This window comes from Brevibacterium sp., assembly GCF_022712115.1.
Classification (GTDB): Bacteria; Actinomycetota; Actinomycetes; order Actinomycetales; family Brevibacteriaceae; genus Brevibacterium; species Brevibacterium salitolerans.
Genome location: NZ_JALAHB010000227.1, coordinates 1 through 17,937, shown reverse-complemented (window position 1 = coordinate 17,937; position 17,937 = coordinate 1). Strand labels below are relative to the sequence as shown.

The following is a 17,937-nucleotide window of genomic DNA, read 5'->3' as shown; positions in this document are numbered from 1 at the left end:
CTGTTCCACTGCACCACCGGCAAGGACCGCACCGGCTGGGCCGCCGCGGCGGCCCTCCTCCTGCTCGGCGTCGACGAGGAGGACGTGTTCGCCGACTATCTGCTCACTAATCGCGATCTGCTGCCCGCGTTCCAGGGCCTGTTCGAGCAGTTCACCGCCGCGGGCGGCGATCCGGAGATCCTCAAGCCGGTGCTCGGCGTCGATCCCAGCTATCTGCACGCGGCCCTGGACGAGATGAGGCGACACTTCGGCTCGATCCACGGCTACTTCTCCGACGGCCTCGGGCTCGACGCACAGGCACAGGGAGAGCTGCGTGCCGCGCTCACCCGGAGCGAGCCGCATCCGTGAGCACGCGCGCGCGAAGGCGATCCGCCTCTGAGAGAGGGTGAACCCGCGACCGGAGACCCACGAACCGGGGCGGCAGCCGCCGGAACGGCCGGCGCACCACGCGCAGAACTCCTCCCCGCCGAATGCAACGGCGGGGAGGAGTTCTGCGCGTGTGTGCAGTGCGCCTGCGCAGGCGGACGCGGCTGCGAGCCGCACCGCCCGGATGCTCAGTGGATCGACTTCGCCTCGGACTGCTGCCCGGTCCGGCGTGCCTGTGCGCGCTCCTCGATGCCGCTGCGCACGTGGCCCAGCACTGCTGCGGTGTTCTCGGCGCGCTCCTGGTCCTCGCGGGCGATCACCTCGGGGGTGCGGCTGGGATGGCGGTCCGGCGAACCCATGTTGAAGACGGCCCCGAGCCCGAAGATGAGGCCGAGCCCCACGATCACGACGAGGGAGATGATGAGAGCGGGATGCACGGTGGCGAGGTAGATGAGGTGGTCCATGGCTGCCTTCCGGTGAGGATGGGGGGCGGGTGCGGTGCAACCGGCCCGGCGCGCACATCTCTGCTCACGCGAAGGCCGTCTGCGCTCTCCCCCGATGATACGTGTCCTGCGCGGGCTTCGCGAAAGGAGGAGGGCCGCATCCGTGCCGCCGGCCGTGCATGCCGCGACCACCTCCCGCGGCGCCTCAGCGCAGCTTGATCGAGCGGATGGCCCGGAGCGAGAGCGGGACGAAAGTCCCGCACACGAGGTGCCCGCCACGAGGACGAGCTGCATGAGTGCGACGCGCAGATCAGCGCCGGGACTCCCATTCCTCGAGCAGCTCCGGGAAGCGGCGATCCAGGAAGGCGTAGAAGTCGGCCATCTCCCGCACTCGCTCCCCTGCCGCAGTGCCTTCTGCGAGTGCGGGCGGACGCTGTGCCGCTCGCTCGGCGAGCTCACGGTAGAGCGAGCGGCGGCTGAGCGTGGCCGTGTACCACCCGGAGACGACCCGGTAGACCCGCTTGCGGGTCTTCGGGAGCGAATCGGCCCGGAGCACCCGCACGGATTCGAGATAGCGCACCGCCCCGGAGATCGCAGCCCGGCTGGCATCGAGAACGTCGCTCAGCTGCTCGGCGGTGAGTCCGTCGTGCGGGCTCGTGAGCAGCGCCATGAGCACACGAGCCGGCATCCTCGGGAAACCGGCCGCTTCCAGCAGTCCGGCGAGTCCGTCGGCGTATCGGCGAGTCTCCTCGTCAGGCTCCGCGCGGGGAATCGGCCTCGTCGAGTCGGACTTCCTCGGGTCAGAGGTCATGGGGTGAGGTCCCTTCTCCTGTAGGCGGCGACGGCGAGGAAGGCGAGGACCAGGGAGACGGCAGTCATCCAGATCGCGCCTGCCCACTGAGTATCGGGCATCGTCACGAGCGGGCTGTGGAGGAACGGCGAGAGGACGAGAATCCACTCGGGCAGCCCCAGCCTGCCGCCGAGTTCGGCGATGACCACGCCGAGGACGAGGACGGACCAGGCGACGCCCGCTGTGAGACGGGGCCGCACAGCGAACACGAGTCCGATGAGGCCCAGGTGCAGAAGCGCGGCGGGAGCCTGGGCCGCCGCTGCCGCAGACAGCCCCAGGACCAGGCCGGCATCAGCACCCCGGAGCAGATGGACGAGCATCGCCCCGAGCGCCGCCGCCGCGAGGACCGTGAGCACCGAGACGAGACCGGCTCCGAGCACGGAGGCGAGCCACCGTCCCGGACCGCTCGCAGCGGCGCGCACGAGCTCGCCGTTCCCTGCCCTCTCCTCACGCCGCGCATGCAGCACGGTCAGGGCACCGGCGACAGCCGCGCATTCGCCGACGAGCACCATGACGTAGCCCAGCAGCAGATCATAGAGCGAGCCGTCACCGCCGACGACGTCCCGGATGGCGGCATCGAGAGACTGGTCCTGCTCGCTTCCGAGGGCCATGCCCGCCATGACCGCGGCAAACGCTCCGACGACGGCACCGGCGAGCGCCATCGCCACGAGAGTGCCTCGCTGCAGACGGAGCTGCACCTGCAGGGGCGTACGCAGCGAGGCCGGTGCATGTGGCGGCCCCGGCCGGGCGCGCAGCGCCGACTCCCCGAACTCGCGTCGCCGTTCGCAGACGAAGGCGGCGGCGAGACCGAGCACCGTCGCAGCGACGAGGACGAGCAGCGCCCGGAGATCGAGCGAGCCGAACGGATCGGCGATCCCGGCGAGGCTGAACGGCGAGAACCACGCGAGCGGCACCGGGGAGCCCACGAGCGTTGCCGGATCGACGTCGGCAAGGAGGTCGGCGGCCACTCGCACGGCGAAGAACCCGATGACCACGGCGAAGGACAGGCCGGCGGCCGCGCGGGAGGTGGGGGCGATCTGACCCGACAGGGCACCGAGAGGCAGGAACACCGCGCCGACGAGCGCGCAGACCAGCCCTGCCCGGAACGCCCCTCCCGGCTGAGCACCGCCGATGAGCAGTCCTGCGATCATCGCAAGGGCGAGCAGCAGGAGCCCGGCCGTCCCGGCGGCGAGAGCGGCGGCGAGGCTCGCGGTCTTCCCGGTGGCCGCAGCTCGCATGAGCTCCCGGCTGCCGTCGTCCTCCTCGGCATGGCCGTGGCGGATCGTGAAGAACACGGCGAACAGCGCGAAGACGTTCGCGAGAAGCACCCCGTGGGTGTAGAAGAGGAACGCTCCGTGCGAAGCCCCCATCGGCAGCCCGCGCCCCACGAGCAGAGCGGGACTGTCGATCGCGGCGCGCAGCGAGGCCGCGCGCACAGCCTCCTCACCGAATCCGCTCGTCACGTGCATCGCGCAGACAGTCGCGAATGCCAGCATGCCGACGGACCACGCGAACAGCCGGCCGCGATCCCGGCGCAGCGCGACCTGCGTCAGCAGGAACACCCCGGTCATGCCGCACCCTGCCGGTCGTCGCGGTAGTGGCGCAGGAACAGCTCCTCGAGCGACGGCGGCCGCACCGTCAGCCCGGTGATCCGCGCCTCGGCCAGCAGCGCGAGCACCGTGGCCGTGTCAGCGGCCTCGACCGTGAAGCGCGTGCGCCCTTCCGACTCCGCGAACTCGTGGACCACACCCCGGAGGCGTTCGCACACGGCCTGGTCCAGGACCGCCGGGACCTCGTACTCCGCTCGGGTGAGGTGCCTCAGCTCGGCAAGGGTGCCCGTCTCCACCCGCCGGCCCCTGCGAATGAGTGAGAGCCGGTCGGCCACCTCCTCGACCTCCGCGAGGATGTGGCTGGACAGCAGGACCGAGGATCCCCGAGCCGCGACCCGGGCGACCTCGGCCTGGAAGCGGCGAGCCATGAGCGGATCCAGGCCCGAGGTCGGCTCGTCGAAGATGTACAGCTCCACCGGCAGCGCGAACGCCGCGATCAGCGCGACCTTCTGCCGGTTGCCCTTCGAGAGGGTGCGGATGCGAGCGGTCGGGTCGAAGTCGAATGCCTCGATCAGCCGTTCCCGATCCGAGTGGACCGCACTGCCGCCCCGCAGCCGGATCAGAAGGTCGATGGCCTCTCCTCCGGTCAGGGACGGCCACAGAGTCACGTCACCGGGAACGTAGGCCAGACGCCGATGCAGCTCCGCCGGGCGCACCCACGGACGCCGGCCGAACAGCTGCACCTCTCCGCCGCTGGACCGATAGAGGCCGAGCAGCACCCGGATGGTCGTCGACTTCCCCGCGCCGTTGGGCCCGAGGAACCCGTGCACCTCGCCGGCCTCGACTTCGAGGTCGAGGCCGTCAAGGGCTCGGAACGAGCCGAATCTCTTCTCCAGTCCTCGGGCACGCACGACAGCAGTCATGACAGTGAGCATACCTATTTTCACTAGTTTATGAAATTAGTGTGCGTGCACCCTCCCGCTTCCGCCTCTCGATAGACTCCCCTCCATGTTCAGCCTCCTCTGCGCCGTGTGCCTCGGATTCCTGTTCCGGCGAATGTGGGCAGAGGAGCCGCGCCGTCTCCGGAATGCGGCGGTCTTCCTCCTCACCTGCTACTTCGCGGTCTCCGCGGTCCTGGAGCTCATCGCACTCCTACTCCCCGGCGCGGCGGGCTTCCTGGTGCTGGGGGTGCTGTTCCTCTTCCCGCTCTCCGTCCTCGTGCTCAGCGGCGTCCTCATCCGCAACGGCATGCGGATGTTCCGGCGCGAGGGCCGCAGCCTCGGCAACTCCCTGTCGCTCCTGGCAGGCATCGGCCTCCTCGCCGCCCCGGCCGTCGCGATCCCGCTGGCGCTCACCCTGAGCCCTCTGGGCATCGCCGGAGCGATGCTGCTGTTCCTCGTCTGCGCGCATCTGGGTACGGCGTTCCTCGTGTTCCTGACCTTCGCCCGCCTGTACGCCCGCCGCCGGCCACGTCCGGAACCGGATGCCGTCGTGGTCCTCGGATCCCGGCTCATCCGCGGCGAGGTGCCTCCGCTGCTCCGCGCCCGCCTGGACCGGGGCCGCTTCGAGTTCGAGCAGCAGCTCGCCGCAGGCGCAGCACCTCTCTACCTGGTGCCCTCCGGCGGCCAGGGCCAGGACGAGCCCCGCCCGGAGGGCGAGGCGATGGCGGAGTACCTCAGGGACAGCGGAGTGCCCGCGGGCGCGGTCCTCGCCGAGGACCGCGCCCGCACCACGGAGGAGAACCTCCTCTTCTCCCGCAGGCTGGTCGACGAGCGGAACGCGGACGGCCAGGATGCCGGCGGCCGGCAGGGGCCCGCCGGCGGACACCTGCTCGTCGTCACGAACGGCTATCACGTGCCGCGGACGGCGCTGCTCTCACGCGCGGTGGGCATCGATGCGGACGCGGTCGGCGCGAGGACCGCGCGGTACTTCGTCCCCAGCGCCTTCCTCCGCGAATTCGTCGCCGTGGCGAACATGCACCGGCGTCTGCACGTGCTTCTGCTGCTTCCGAGCATCCTGCTCACCGGCGCGTTCGGCTGGCTGCTCTGGAACCTCAACTGAGCGCAGGCTGCCGCCCGCACAGGCCGCCGGTCACGACGGCGCGTACTCCTCCAGCAGCGAGTATTTGGTGACCTTCCCCGTCGGAGTCCGCGGGATGGGATCCGTGCGGAACAGCACCGCTTTGGGCGTCTTGAACCCGGCCAGGGACTGCCTGCAGTACTCGATGAGAGCCTCCTCGGTCACCTCGGCTCCCGGTGCGGCCACCACCACGGCCGTGACCCTCTCACCCCAGAACTCGTCGGCCAGTCCGATCACCGAGCAGTCCGCCACACCGGGGTGGCGGAGCAGCAGGTCCTCGACCTCGGTCGCGAACACGTTCTGCCCGCCGGTGACGATGACGTCCTTGGCCCGGCCGGTGATGTAGAGGAAGCCGTCCTCGTCGAAGCGACCGATGTCGCCGGTGTGGATCCACCCGTCGCGGAAGGTCTCGCGGGACTTCTCCGGGTTCCGGTAGTACCCCGTGGTCGAGGTCGGCGCCTGCACGATGATCGCACCGTTCTCCCCTGCAGGGACGTCGTTGCCCTCCGGATCGACCGCGCGGACCTCGCAGAAGGGAGAGACCCGTCCGACCGAGGTCGGGTGCGTCCGCTTCTCCTCCGGCTTGATGTCGACGACGACACCCGTCTCCTGCATGCCGTAGTACTCGTAGACGTGCGGACACAGCTGCCGGACGGTGGCCTCATGGACGGGCGTGGGCAGAGGCGCGCCGGCGTAGACGATCCCGCGCAGGGAGCTCAGGTCGCGGGCCTCGATGTCGTCCAGCCCCATGAGCATCTGCGCCATGGTGGGCACCAGATTGACGATCGTGCACTTCTCGTCCTGGATCGCCGCCGCCACAGCTCGCGGCTCGAAGTCCATGATGACGTTCGGCAGCCCGCTGTACACGGCCGCCAGCGTCCAGCCGAACCCCACCCGGCCGAACATCGGGAAGACGGTGAGGACGACGTCGGTGCCGGTGAGATCGAACTGGCCGGCCATGAGTGTTCCCGCCAGAGCGTTGTTGTAGTGGTTGAGAAGGTAGGTCTTGGGAGACCCCGTGGTGCCCGAGGTGAGGTTGAAGTACTGCGGGTCTTCCTCCGTGACGACGGTGCCCGGCTCCTCCGGGGACGATCCCTCCAGCAGCTCCTCGTATCCCTGAGCGAAGCCCGGGACCTCCTCACCGATCGCGATGCAGCGCAGTCCGGAGCGCTCATGGCCGTCGCTGCCGTCGGCACCCGTGTGCAGGCCCTCGACCGCAGCTGCGAAGCGCGGCGCGAAGATGAGGGTCCCGGCATCGCTGAGCTGCAGGAGGTCGGCGATCTCCGATGTGCTCAGCCGGTAGTTGATCGGCATGCCGACGGCTCCGAGCTTCGCCAGGGCGAAGTACGTCTCGACCAGTTCCGCGCGGTTGTTGCACAGGAAGGCGACGCAGTCCCCCTTGCGCACACCGAAGGAGGACAGACCGTTCGCCAGACGATTGACCCGGGTGTTCGCCTCTCCGAAGGTGAAGCTCCGTCCCGTCGTCACGCAGCGGAGCATCGTCCTCCCGTGGAAGCGGCGGGCCGCGACCGTGAGGAGGTTGCCCACCGTGAGCGTTCCGGTTGCCTTGTTCATCCTCGCACCTCTTCCTGCGTCTGTTCGCACTTGAGCGGCGGCACCGCGAACGGTGCCGGTGGGCCTCAGTTGACCGATCGTCCTGCGTCGTCCCACAGCTCCTTGCGCAGATCGCGTTTGAGGATCTTCCCCGCGCCGGACAGGGGGAACACGGGCACGATTTCCATGGAGCGCGGGATCTTGTAGTTGGCGATGTGCTCCTTGCAGAAGGCCTGGACCTCCTCCAGCGTGAGCGTCTCCCCCTCGCGCAGGATGACGAAGGCGTGCACGCGCTCGCCCCATTCCTCGTCCGGCGCACCGACCACCGCGACGGACTCGACCTGCGGGATCTTCGCCAGGACGTTCTCGACCTCGACGGAGTAGACGTTCTCGCCGCCGGTGATGATCATGTCCTTGAGGCGGTCGACGACGAAGAAGTAGCCGTCCTCATTCATGTAGCCCATGTCCCCGGTGTGCATCCAGCCGCCCCGCAGCGCCGCCTCGGTCTCCTGCGGCTTGTTCCAGTACCCCTGCATGACGTGATCGCCCCGGGCCACGATCTCGCCCACGTCTCCCGGCGGCAGCTCGGTGTCGTCGGGATCCACCACCCGGACCTCGGAGTGCGCGGCGGCGCGTCCGCAGGACCGGGCGAGTTCCGGCCTGCCGTGGTCGGCCGGACTCATCACGGTGGCGACCGGGGCGAGTTCGGTCATCCCGTAGGCCTGGATGAAGCCCGCGTTGGCGAACACGTCCTGCGCGCGCCGCAGCAGCGTCTCCGACATGGGCGAGGCGCCGTAGAGCACCTGTTCGACGGTGGAGAAGTCCGCACTCGCTGATTCCGGTGCGTCCAGGAGCATCTGGATCATCGTCGGCACGAGGAACAGGTTGGTGACCCCGTGCTCCTGGATCGCCTCGATCACTCCGGCCGGCGTGAAGCTCGGCACCATCACGTGGGTGCTCAGGGTCAGATTCGCCTGGTTGCCCGCTGCGCCGTCCGCGAGGTGGAACATCGGAGCGGCGTGCAGCAGGACCCCGCGCAGGGCCACGGTTCCTGCACTGATCGAGGATCCCATCGCCGAGGTCAGCATCGCCCGGTGGTCGAGCATGACGCCCTTCGGCGCTCCGGTGGTCCCTCCCGTGTAGTAGATCCCGTAGAGGTCCCGGTCGCGGCGGCGGACGTCCTCGACCGGCTCCGTCCCGCTGATCAGCTCCTCGTAGTCGAGAACGCCGTCCGGAGCCGCGTGCTCGCCCATGTGGATGACGGTGCGGAGAGCGGGAGCCTTCTCCCGCACCTCCGCGATCGTGCCTATGAAGGCATCGTCGACCAGCAGGATCTCGGTCTGGCAGTCGACCAGGGAGTAGGCGACCTCCGCGGGGCTCCAGCGCACGTTGACGGGGTTAACCACCCCTCCAGCCCAGGGGACCGCCAGGAGGAACTCGTGGTACCGGTCGCTGTTGAGCGCATAGATGCCGACGCGTTCCCCGTCGCCCACACCCAGCCGCTGCAGGGCGCCGGCGAATCGAGCCACCCGATCGGCGACCTCGGCGAACGTGCGCTTCCTCTCGCCGAACACCGTGCACACCTCATGGGGCACGGCCTGCACAGCGCGGTGCAGTGACTGTGTGATCTGCATGGTGGATCTCCTACTCCCTCTCGGCGGTGTGGTGCTTCGCCTCTTCCCGGATGACGGCGGCGCCCTCCGGATGGACCACGGTGCCGTGCGCGAGCATGTTCTGCGCATGGCCCAGGTTGTGCAGCGACAGAGCCGCCTCGAACGACTGCCGCTGGCCCATCGCGTCCAGCTGCTGGTTGATGCTCATCTTGGACAGGCGCAGGCCGAACTGCGGCCGGGCGGCGATGCGTGCGGCCAGGTCGAGGGTGAAGGACTCGAGTTCGTCCGGCGGCACCACATGGTTGACCATGCCGAGTTCCCTGGCCTCGTGCGCGGACACGGCCATGCCGGTGTAGAGCATCTCGCGGGCCTTGCGGACACCGACCTCGAAGACGTGCGCGAAGTACTCGACGCCGTTGACGCCGAAAGCGGCGACCGGATCGGAGAAGCTTGCGTCTTCCGAGGCGACGATGAGGTCCATCGGCCACGCCACCATGAGCCCGCCGGCGATGACGCGGCCCTGGACCTGCGCGATCGTCGGCTTGGGTATGTCCCGCCAGCGCAGGCTCAGTCCCAGGAAGGCCTCGCACTCGAAGGCGAAGTGGCCGTCGATGCCGCCCTGATCCGAGCGCGCGTGCATCGTGGCGATAGGCTCCCCGTCGAGTTCCATGGGCGCTCTGAGGTCGTGGCCGGAGGAGAAGTCCGGTCCGTCCGCCGCGAGCACGATGACGCTGACCTCCGCCTCGCGCACGGCGTCCATGAATGCCGCGTCGAGCTCCTTGAGCAGCTCGGGGCTCTGCGCATTGCGGGTCTGCGCGCGGGCGAGGACCACGCGGGCGATCCCCGGCCGCGGCCTCTCCGTCCGGATGTACCGGGCACTCGTGCTCATGCCTTCTCCTCCGTCAGTCCTTCTTCGTCTCTGCGAGCAGGGCCGCCATGGCCTCCCGCGCCGGCAGGCTCAGCCCTCCGACGACCTGCGCCCGGGCCTCGGAGTCGAGGTGTTCGTGGAGGCCGGCGGAGCCGCTCGCGTCCATCAGCGCCTTGCTCGCCCGGACGCCGTAGACCGGGAACGCGGCCAGGTCGCGGGCATACTCCGTGGCCGCATCCAGAGGATCCTCACAGATCCGGATCGCCAGGCCGTACTCCACCGCGTCTCCGGCCGTGAGCTCTCCGGCGGAGAGGAACAGCTCGGAGGCGCGGCCCTGACCGATGAGCCGCGGGAGGAACCATGACAGGCCCAGATCCCCGACACTCATCCCGAGCCGGAGGAACGGGGCGGAGAACACCGCCGCAGGGCCGATGAACCGCACGTCCGAGGCCGCTGCGAGCGCGAAGCCCGCGCCGACCGCGTGCCCCTGGACGACCGCGATGACCGGCTGCGGGACGGCGCGCATCGTCCGGATGAGATCCGCGCCTGTGCGCATCCCCTGCTCCATCGCGAGAGCCGGGTCCGCGACCGCTGGATCGCCGATGCCGGCCTCCAGGTCGAGACCCGCGCAGAAGGCCCGGCCCTCGCCGCGCAGGACGATCGCCCGGACGCCGTCCCGGCCGCCGAGGTCCCGGAATGCCTCGCGAAGCCGGATGATCACCTCGTGCGTCACGGCGTTGAGGCGCTGGGGGCGGTTCAGGGTGATGACACCGATCGCGTCCCGCACCTGCGTCCTCACCACCGGGCATCCGGAGTCCGACACTGCCTCGTCCTCTCACCGGATCCGGGCCGGAGCGCGCAGCGCCGCGTCGAGCCGGATCACCTCACCGTTGATCATCGGGTTCTCGATGATGTGCTGGACCAGGCCGGCGAACTCCTCGGCCGCGCCGCGGCGCGGCGGGTGCGCCGGCCGGCCGAGGCTCTCCACCGCGGCCGTGCTCATCCCGGCGACCATCTCCGTGTCGAAGACTCCGGGGGCGACGGCGGCCACCCTGATCGCCCGCCCGGCGAGTTCGCGTGCGGCGGCCAGCGCGATCCCGGCGACCGCGGCCTTCGACCCGCCGTAGGACACGGAGCTGCTGTCCAGTCCGGCCGCCGAGGAGACGAGGACCGCGACGCCGCGGTCTCCGTCCAGCGGCTCGTTGTGCTGCATGGCGTCAGCGGCATGGGCGAGTGCACCCACCGCACCCACGAAGTTCACATCCATCACGTGCCGCACTCTCCGCAGGTCCACCGGGCCCCGCGAGCCGAGGAGACGGCCCTGATCGGCGATGCCGGCACAGGCGACCAGGATGCGGAGGGGACCGAGCCCGCTCGCGGCGCGGACGGCCGCGGCGATGGCGGACTCGTCCGTCACGTCGGCCGGGGCGAACTCCACGCGACCGCCGAACTCGGCCTCCACGTGCGCCTGTGTGTACGGAAGATCCGCGATCACGACCCGGGCGCCGGATGCGGCCAGCCGATGCGCTGCTGCCCGCCCCAGCCCGGAGGCTCCGCCGGTGACCAGCGCGATCGCGTTCCCCACTTCCACTCCGCACTCCTCCGTGTTCCGTGGCGGGTCCGCAGCGGAGCGGGAGCACAGGGAGCCACCGCTGCCGCTGGGCGGGAAGCACCTCTCTGTGCCTCCTCCCATCGCTTTCCAGTAGACCGCGGTGAGACGGATAAGTCAACGGCCATTCAGGTAACACTGACGTCGCTGCGGCTCTCCAAGGCTGTCCCAAGGACTACAGTGAAGCAGAAGTGAATGTCGATTCCTCCCCGAGAAGGAGCGGGTATGACCGGCCGCGAAGAGCCGACCGCAGGGCGCAGACGCCCCCGCGACCGCAGACGGCAGATCGTCGCGCACGCCCGGGAGCTGTTCGTCGACCACGGCTTCCCCAACGTCTCCATGGCGACCATCGCCGCGGGGGTCGGCATCACCGCGGGAGCTCTGTACCGGCACTTCTCCGACAAGGCGGATCTGCTCCGTGCCGTGTGTCTGGACGGCTTCGCCTACCAGGACGACCCCATCCGCGACGCCACCCCGGAGGCCTTCATCGACGGGGCGATCGCCGCGGTGTCCGCGCGTCCCTATCTGGGCGTCCTGTGGTTCCGGGAGATCCGCTACCTCCCCCCGGAGTCGCAGCGGGAGATGCGTGCGCGGCTGCGCCGGTGGACGCACTCGTTCCTGCCCGTGCTCGGCCGCGCCCGCCCGGAGCTCGACGACGGGCAGGCGGAGATCCTGGCCTGGTCCCTGCACTCCGCACTCGCCGGCCTCGTGACACGAAGCGGCAGGGTTCCCGAGGACGAGCGGGTCGCCGGCGTCCGCACGGCGATGTCGGTCCTCATCCGCACGCAGCTGGTGCCCACGGGCCCGTGGATGCCGACGTCGCCCCGGCGCCTGCCGCAGTCTCGCCGGGAACGCCTCCTGCTCGCGGCCACGGAGCAGTTCGGGGAACGGGGCTACTCGGAGACGTCGATGGCGAACATCGCCGCCGCCGCCGGCGTGACGGGGCCCAGCCTCTACGGGTACTTCGAGAGCAAGGCGGACCTGCTCAGGGGCGTGCTGGACCGCGGCAGGCATGCCGCCTGGTTCGTCCTCGACCGGGCGCTGGCCGAGGCCGACTCGCCGGAGTCGGCGCTGCGCCTCCTCGTGGAGGGACAGCTGCGGCTGTCCCGGACATGGACCCGCTGGGTGGTCGAACCGGAGATCGGGGACGAGCTCATCGCCGGCACGCAGCGCGCGCAGTCGGAGTACATCGACGAATGGACCGCGCTCGTCTGCGAGGCCGATCCCGCCGCCGGTCGCCTCGAGGCCCGGATGCGGGTCATCATCGCCACGGCGATCCTCAGCGACCTCGGCCGGACGCCGCGGGTGAGCGCGCGGACGACCTTCGCCTCCAATGTGCAGGCGATCGCCATGGCGGTCCTGCACGGCGATCAGCCCGCGCCCTCCTCCTGAGACCCGGCTCCCACCGCGTCCACCGCTCCCCCGAACCGCCGGTCGCGGCCCGCGTACTCGAGCACCGCGTCCCAGAGCGTGCGCCGGTCCACGTCCGGCCACAGCACGTCCTGGAAGACGAACTCCGCGTAGGCGGACTGCCAGAGGAGGAAGTTCGAGGTGCGCTGCTCGCCGGAGGAGCGCAGGAACAGGTCCACGTCGGGCACCTCGGGCGCATACAGGCGCCTGGCGATGGACTTCTCCGTGATGTGGTCCGGGGAGATCCTGCCGGCGGCGGCCTCGGCCGCGAGCTCCCGCATCGCATCGACGAGCTCCGTGCGACCTCCGTAGTTCACGCAGAACTGCAGGACGAGCCCGGTGTTGTGCTTCGTCATCTCCGCGGCGTCCTCGAGCTCGCGGATGACGGACTTCCAGAGCCGGCCGGGCCGCCCCGCCCACACGATCCGCACGCCCAGCGCGTGCAGCTCGTCGCGGCGACGACGGATGACGTCACGGTTGAACCCCATGAGGAACCGGACCTCCGCCGGCGAACGCTTCCAGTTCTCCGTCGAGAAGGCGTAGGCGCTCAGGTACTCCACGCCCACCTCGATCGCCCCGTGGATGACGTCGAGGAGCGAGGCCTCCCCCGCCTTGTGGCCCTCCGTGCGCGGCAGCCCCCGCTCATTGGCCCAGCGGCCGTTGCCGTCCATCACGACGGCCACGTGCCGCGGCAGGAACCGCTTCTCGATCTGCGGCGCACGCGCTCCGCTCGGATGCGGCGGGGGTGCGGGATAGCTCATATGCGCTCCAGGACGGTGAGGGAGCGCACGCGGCGCTCCAGATGCCAGTGGACGAAGGAGGCGACCAGGCGCGAGGCCTCGGCCGCGTGATGCACAGGCGAGTCCTCCACCCGGGACCAGTCCCCCGTGAGGAGGGCGGCCAGGTGCTCGATCACCGCCACGGAGTGCAGCGCCGTACCGGGCGCACGGCAGTCCGGACAGACGGTCCCGCCCATCGCCGGGGAGAAGCCGCGGTGCGGACCCGGCGCCCCGCACTGCGCGCAGTCCGTGAGGCTGGGGGCCCAGCCGCCCAGGGACATCGCCCGCAGCAGATAGGCGTCGAGGCTGAGGCGCGGGGGATGCTCGCCGCGGCACAGGGACCGCAGCGCGGACAGCAGCAGGAGGAACTGCCCCCGGGTCCGCGGCTCGTCCTCGGTGAGCTTCTGCGCCGTCTCCGCCATCACCGAGGCGGCGGAGTACGTGTCGAAGTCCGCCGCGATCCCGCGGGCGAAGGGCTCCTTGAGCTCCACCTGGGTGATGACGTCCAGCGAGCGGCCCACGTGGGCCTGCACGTCGACGAACATGAACGGCTCCAGCCGGGAGCCGAACCGCGACTTGGTGCGCCTGATCCCCTTCGCCACGGCGCGCACCAGCCCGTGGTCGCGGGTGAGGAGGACGACGATGCGGTCGGCCTCGCCGAGCTTGTGCCCGCCGAGGACGACCGCCTCATCCCTGTAGTGCTTCACCCGGTGATTATCCCACCACCGGGCTCAGACCTCAGCGAACGGCACGGTTCACCGCGGAGATGATCGCCTTGAGCGTCGCCTTGGTGATGTTGGGGTGGAGGCCTGCGCCCCACAGCACCCGGTCGCCCACCGCGAGCTCCACGTACGCCGCGGCGGTGGTGTCCGCGCCCGTGCCCACGGCGTGCTCCGTGTAGTCCTGCAGCCGGATGTCCAGGTCGAAGCGGTCGTTGAGGATGTTCACCAGCGCGGCGACGGGTCCGTTGCCGCTGCCCTCGAACGTCCGCTCCTGGCCGTCGACCCGCAGATCCACCTCGATGCGCTCACCGTGGCGACCGCCCTCGTCCTCCTCGGTGTGCGCCGATTCCGTGCGCAGGCCGAGGATCTCGAAGCGGCCCCACTTCGCGGAGGCGTCGTCGGCCGGCAGGTACTCGTCGGAGAACATGCGCCAGATCTCCTTGGCGGTGACCTCGCCGCCGCCGTCCGTGTGCGCCTGCACGACCTTGGAGAACTCCACCTGCATGCGTCGCGGCGTGTCCAGCCCGTACTCGCTCTTGAGCAGGTACGTCACGCCGCCCTTGCCGGACTGCGAGTTCACGCGGATGACGGCCTCGTAGGTGCGGCCCAGGTCCTTGGGGTCCACCGGCAGGTAGGGCATGTCCCACTCCTGCAGGTCGACCGGCACGCCCGCCTCGAAGGCGTCCTTCTCACGGCGCGCGAACGCCTTGTTGATCGCGTCCTGGTGCGAACCGGAGAACGAGGTGAACACGAGATCGCCGCCGTAGGGGTGGCGTTCGTGCACGCCGATCTGGTTGCAGTGCTCCACGGTGTGGATGACCTCGTCGATGTCGGAGAAGTCAAGCTCCGGATCGATGCCCTGCGAGTACAGGTTCAGCGCCACCGTCACGAGGTCGAGGTTGCCGGTCCGCTCGCCGTTGCCGAACAGGCACCCCTCCACCCGGTCCGCACCGGCCATGAGGCCCAGCTCGGCCGCCGCCACGCCGGTGCCACGGTCGTTGTGCGGGTGCAGCGAGACCGCCACGTCCTCGCGGTAGGGCATGTTCCGGATGAACCACTCGATCTGGTCCGCGTAGGTGTTGGGGGTGCCGCGCTCCACCGTCGCCGGCAGGTTCACGACCGTCTCACGGCCGGCGCCGGGCTGCCACAGGTCGAGGACGCCGCTGACCACGTCGATGGCGAAGTCCGGCTCCGTGTCCACGAAGATCTCCGGGGAGTACTGGTAGCCGAACTCCGCGTCGCCGAGCATCGACTCCGCATGCTTCATGACGGCCTGCGTGCCTCGCAGCGCGATGTCGCGGATCTCGTCGCGGCCGTCGCCGTCGAGGCCGAAGACCACTTTGCGGAAGACGGGGGCAGTGGCGTTGTAGAGGTGCACGGTGGGCTTCGCCGCTCCCCGCAGGCTCTCCACCGTGCGCTCGATGAGATCCTCGCGGGCCTGGGTGAGGACGCTGATGCGGACGTCGTCCGGGATCGCGTCCTCCTCGATGATCTGCCGCACGAAGTCGAAGTCCGGCTGGCTCGCCGCCGGGAAGCCCACCTCGATCTCCTTGAAGCCCAGCTTCACGAGGAGGTCGAACATCCGGCGCTTGCGCTCGACCGTCATGGGGTCGATGAGGGCCTGGTTGCCGTCGCGCAGATCCGTGGACAGCCAGCGCGGGGCCTTGGTGAGCCGGTTGTCCGGCCAGGTGCGGTCCCGCATGTCCAGCTGGATGCGGTCGAAGAACGACTTGTACTTGCCGAACGGCATGGGACTGGGCTTCTGCAGATTGGCCATTGCTCTCACTCCTGTGTTCGTGTTCGCCTCTGCGGCGGGGTCCTGTCGATGAGTGACCCGCACCGGGTTCGTGAACAGTGTGCGACCGGCACGGCGAACTCCGCGGCGAGGGGGGCGGCCTCGTGGATCAGGCCTCGCCGCGGCAGATAAGGAGGAGCAGTCCGTGGGACATGCCCGTCACTATAGTGCCCCGGGCCACGGCACGAAGCCGCCTGTCCGCATCGCGGACCCTCTCCGGCTCCCGGTCGCCCGGGGAACGCCGGCGCGGGCCGCCTCAGGGCTGGTCGAAGGACGCACCCGCTCGGGCGATCTGGAAGCCCGCCTCGGTCTCGTCCGCCTCGCAGCGCACGCCCTGCTCGGAGGAGTGGCAGGACATGCCGTGCGCGGAGACCGACTGACCGTACTCCAGAGTCTCCGCACCCACCGGGAAGTTCGCCTCCGTGCAGGAGAATCCCGCGCCGTCGCGATTCGCCACCACGACGGAGCCCCACTTGTCCATGTCGCAGGAGTCCGGCGCCTCGGGCGGGGTGAAGTCCCACGACTTGATGATGCAGCGGGCGCGTTCGGAGTCGATGGTGCAGCCGATGTTCCCGGAGGGCACGACGAACGACTCCGCCGGCTCCTCGTCCTCACCGGTGACGAGGTCGTCGCCGCCCTGGGCGTCCTCGTCCGCACTCTCGTCGTCCTGCCCCTCCGCGGCCTCCGTCGCGGGAGGGGGCGCCACGTCCTGCGAGGAGTCGCCGCCGCGGGTGAGCACGTCGTAGGTGATCCATCCGCCCACGCCGAAGACCACGAGTGCGGCGATGATGACGAAGACCACCGCGACCGGCGGGAGACCGCCGCGGCGCTTCTGCCGCCCGTCGCCCTGCGGCGCCCCGTTCGGCTGTGCGCCTCCCTGTCCCACGCCGCCGTGACCGGCACCGCCGGCCGCCGCGAGGTGCGGGGCGACTCCCGCCTGCCTGCCGGAAGAACCGTACGGGTCCGCCGCGCCCGGAACCCCCTGAGAGCCCGAGGCGCCCTGGGGAAAGGTGCTGTGCGACTGGGGGAAGCTCCCCTGCGGCGCAGGAGCGACAGGGGCGGCAGCGGTGGGGAACACCCCCTGCAGGGACGAAGAGCCGTGCTGCGGGGCGTGCAGAGGCGCCGATGCGCCCGGCTGCGCGCTGAACACGCTGGGCGGGGCCTGCGCCTGCGCCCGTGCCTCGTCCTCGGCCCCGGCCTTCCTCGCCGTCCCGCGCCCGCCGGCCTCCCGCGGACCGTCGATCTCGTCCACGTGCGACTCCGCCGCGAGCTGCCGGAGCTCCTCCATCGACAGCATCTGCGTCGACTCGCCCTCGGCAGCCGCCCCGGACGCGGTCTCCGCACCGCTCGCACCGCCCACGTACAGCTGGGTGGTGAGCGACTCGCCCTCCTCGCCCACGGGAGGCTGAGGAGCGCGGCGCGGCGGCGGGTGCTGCGGAGGAGGAGGTACAGACATAGTGCCGACATCCTACGATGCGAAGCCTGGACCCCGCTTGAGAGGCGGACGCGTCCCGGCGCACCCGTCACGGCCCGGGACACCGGGCGTCCGCACCGCCGCGCCGCAGCGGCCACGGGAGGAGCACAGGCTGACAGGGGCCTGCGAGAAGTGGAAGAATGCTCACATGCGTCCTTCCCTCCTCTCTGCACGAGTGGTCTCCGCACGGGTGGCCGCTGCGGCACTCGCCGCGGGCCTGCTCACGGTGCCTCTCCTCCGCAGCGCGCTTCCCGCGGCCGCGGCGGACGGCGACGCCTTCGCCGCACCCGCGCAGCGGGAACCGGACGGCTTCGCCGCCCCGAGCCAGCGCACCCCCTCCCCGGCAGAGGCCTCGGAGACGCCCGCCGCGGATCAGGACGCCGACGGCCCGGCTGCGGACGCACAGGACGCAGACGCGCAGGACGCCGCTCTGCCCCGCCCCGCCGGCCTCGGCGAGAAGACCTACGCCCGGGTGCCCGAGGAGACCACCCAGCTCGTCGTGGTCTCCGGCGAGGACGAGACCTCCACGGATTCGCAGCTCTCGCTCTGGGAGCGGGAGGACGACGGCTGGGTGCGCACGATGGGGTGGGACACGATCAACGGACAGAACGGGTGGAGGGAGGACCGCCGGGAGGGCGACAAGACCACTCCCGAGGGCGTCTTCTCCCTCAGCGACGCCGGCGGCTTCCTCGACGACCCGGGCTCCGATCTGCCCTACTACCAGGACGCGGGCCTCCGCGGAGGCGCGGAGGCCGTCTACGGGGAGGGCTACGAGAACGTCTTCGACTACGTCATCGCCATCGACTACAACCGGAAGACCGGCGT

At 70.4% G+C, this 17,937-nt stretch carries 17 protein-coding genes; 4 read left to right on the top strand and 13 right to left on the bottom strand.

The features are described from left to right. On the top strand, positions 1-348 hold a 348-nt coding region (locus Q0A33_RS13530), incomplete at its 5' end, for a tyrosine-protein phosphatase (RefSeq protein ID WP_291797791.1). 206 nt (positions 349-554) lie between these two features. On the opposite strand, the gene Q0A33_RS13525 is transcribed toward Q0A33_RS13530, so the two are convergent. From Q0A33_RS13525 to Q0A33_RS13510, 4 genes are all read right to left on the bottom strand, one after another. Further along, on the bottom strand, positions 555-830 hold the full coding sequence (locus tag Q0A33_RS13525) for a hypothetical protein (RefSeq protein ID WP_291797786.1): 276 nt from the start codon (positions 828-830) through the stop codon (positions 555-557). Between the two features lie 289 nt (positions 831-1,119). Next, a complete protein-coding gene (locus Q0A33_RS13520; protein ID WP_291797783.1) occupies positions 1,120-1,620 on the bottom strand; it encodes a hypothetical protein in 501 nt (166 codons plus the stop codon). Then, on the bottom strand, positions 1,617-3,230 hold the full coding sequence (locus Q0A33_RS13515) for a hypothetical protein (protein WP_291797780.1): 1,614 nt from the start codon (positions 3,228-3,230) through the stop codon (positions 1,617-1,619). Before Q0A33_RS13515 ends, Q0A33_RS13520 begins: the two co-directional genes overlap by 4 nt. Further along, positions 3,227-4,132: an ABC transporter ATP-binding protein gene (locus Q0A33_RS13510; RefSeq protein ID WP_291797778.1), complete on the bottom strand. Its 906-nt coding sequence runs from the start codon at positions 4,130-4,132 to the stop codon at positions 3,227-3,229. Before Q0A33_RS13510 ends, Q0A33_RS13515 begins: the two co-directional genes overlap by 4 nt. An 85-nt stretch (positions 4,133-4,217) precedes the next feature. Here Q0A33_RS13510 and Q0A33_RS13505 point away from each other — a divergent pair, with 85 nt between their 5' ends. After that, positions 4,218-5,270: an ElyC/SanA/YdcF family protein gene (locus Q0A33_RS13505; protein WP_291797775.1), complete on the top strand. Its 1,053-nt coding sequence runs from the start codon at positions 4,218-4,220 to the stop codon at positions 5,268-5,270. A gap of 30 nt (positions 5,271-5,300) precedes the next feature. Here Q0A33_RS13505 and Q0A33_RS13500 read toward each other — a convergent pair whose 3' ends face one another. The 5 genes from Q0A33_RS13500 to Q0A33_RS13480 form a co-directional block, all read right to left on the bottom strand. After that, entirely contained in the window at positions 5,301-6,863 is a 1,563-nt protein-coding gene (locus Q0A33_RS13500) for an AMP-binding protein (RefSeq protein WP_291797772.1), read from the bottom strand. A gap of 65 nt (positions 6,864-6,928) precedes the next feature. Beyond that, entirely contained in the window at positions 6,929-8,476 is a 1,548-nt protein-coding gene (locus Q0A33_RS13495; protein WP_291797769.1) for a long-chain-fatty-acid--CoA ligase, read from the bottom strand. A gap of 10 nt (positions 8,477-8,486) precedes the next feature. Further along, complete coding sequence (locus Q0A33_RS13490; protein ID WP_291797766.1) at positions 8,487-9,344, bottom strand: enoyl-CoA hydratase; 858 nt, start codon at positions 9,342-9,344, stop codon at positions 8,487-8,489. A gap of 13 nt (positions 9,345-9,357) precedes the next feature. Further along, positions 9,358-10,146: an enoyl-CoA hydratase/isomerase family protein gene (locus tag Q0A33_RS13485; RefSeq protein WP_291797763.1), complete on the bottom strand. Its 789-nt coding sequence runs from the start codon at positions 10,144-10,146 to the stop codon at positions 9,358-9,360. 12 nt (positions 10,147-10,158) lie between these two features. Continuing rightward, entirely contained in the window at positions 10,159-10,914 is a 756-nt protein-coding gene (locus Q0A33_RS13480; RefSeq protein ID WP_291797760.1) for an SDR family NAD(P)-dependent oxidoreductase, read from the bottom strand. A gap of 243 nt (positions 10,915-11,157) precedes the next feature. Between Q0A33_RS13480 and Q0A33_RS13475 the strand changes: the two genes are divergently transcribed. Then, positions 11,158-12,324, top strand: a complete 1,167-nt coding sequence (locus tag Q0A33_RS13475) for a helix-turn-helix domain-containing protein (RefSeq protein WP_291797757.1) — start codon at positions 11,158-11,160, stop codon at positions 12,322-12,324. On the opposite strand, the gene Q0A33_RS13470 is transcribed toward Q0A33_RS13475, so the two are convergent. The 4 genes from Q0A33_RS13470 to Q0A33_RS13455 form a co-directional block, all read right to left on the bottom strand. Beyond that, on the bottom strand, positions 12,303-13,103 hold the full coding sequence (locus Q0A33_RS13470; protein WP_291797752.1) for an isoprenyl transferase: 801 nt from the start codon (positions 13,101-13,103) through the stop codon (positions 12,303-12,305). The two genes, Q0A33_RS13475 and Q0A33_RS13470, sit on opposite strands and share 22 nt — an antisense overlap. Next, entirely contained in the window at positions 13,100-13,828 is a 729-nt protein-coding gene (gene recO, locus Q0A33_RS13465; RefSeq protein WP_291797750.1) for a DNA repair protein RecO, read from the bottom strand. Before recO ends, Q0A33_RS13470 begins: the two co-directional genes overlap by 4 nt. Before the next feature lie 31 nt (positions 13,829-13,859). Continuing rightward, positions 13,860-15,620: a 2-isopropylmalate synthase gene (gene leuA, locus Q0A33_RS13460; RefSeq protein ID WP_291797747.1), complete on the bottom strand. Its 1,761-nt coding sequence runs from the start codon at positions 15,618-15,620 to the stop codon at positions 13,860-13,862. 274 nt (positions 15,621-15,894) lie between these two features. Beyond that, entirely contained in the window at positions 15,895-17,094 is a 1,200-nt protein-coding gene (locus Q0A33_RS13455) for a hypothetical protein (RefSeq protein ID WP_291797744.1), read from the bottom strand. A gap of 166 nt (positions 17,095-17,260) precedes the next feature. Here Q0A33_RS13455 and Q0A33_RS13450 point away from each other — a divergent pair. Next, positions 17,261-17,937: hypothetical protein (locus Q0A33_RS13450; RefSeq protein ID WP_291797741.1), on the top strand; the 677-nt coding region annotated here is incomplete at its 3' end.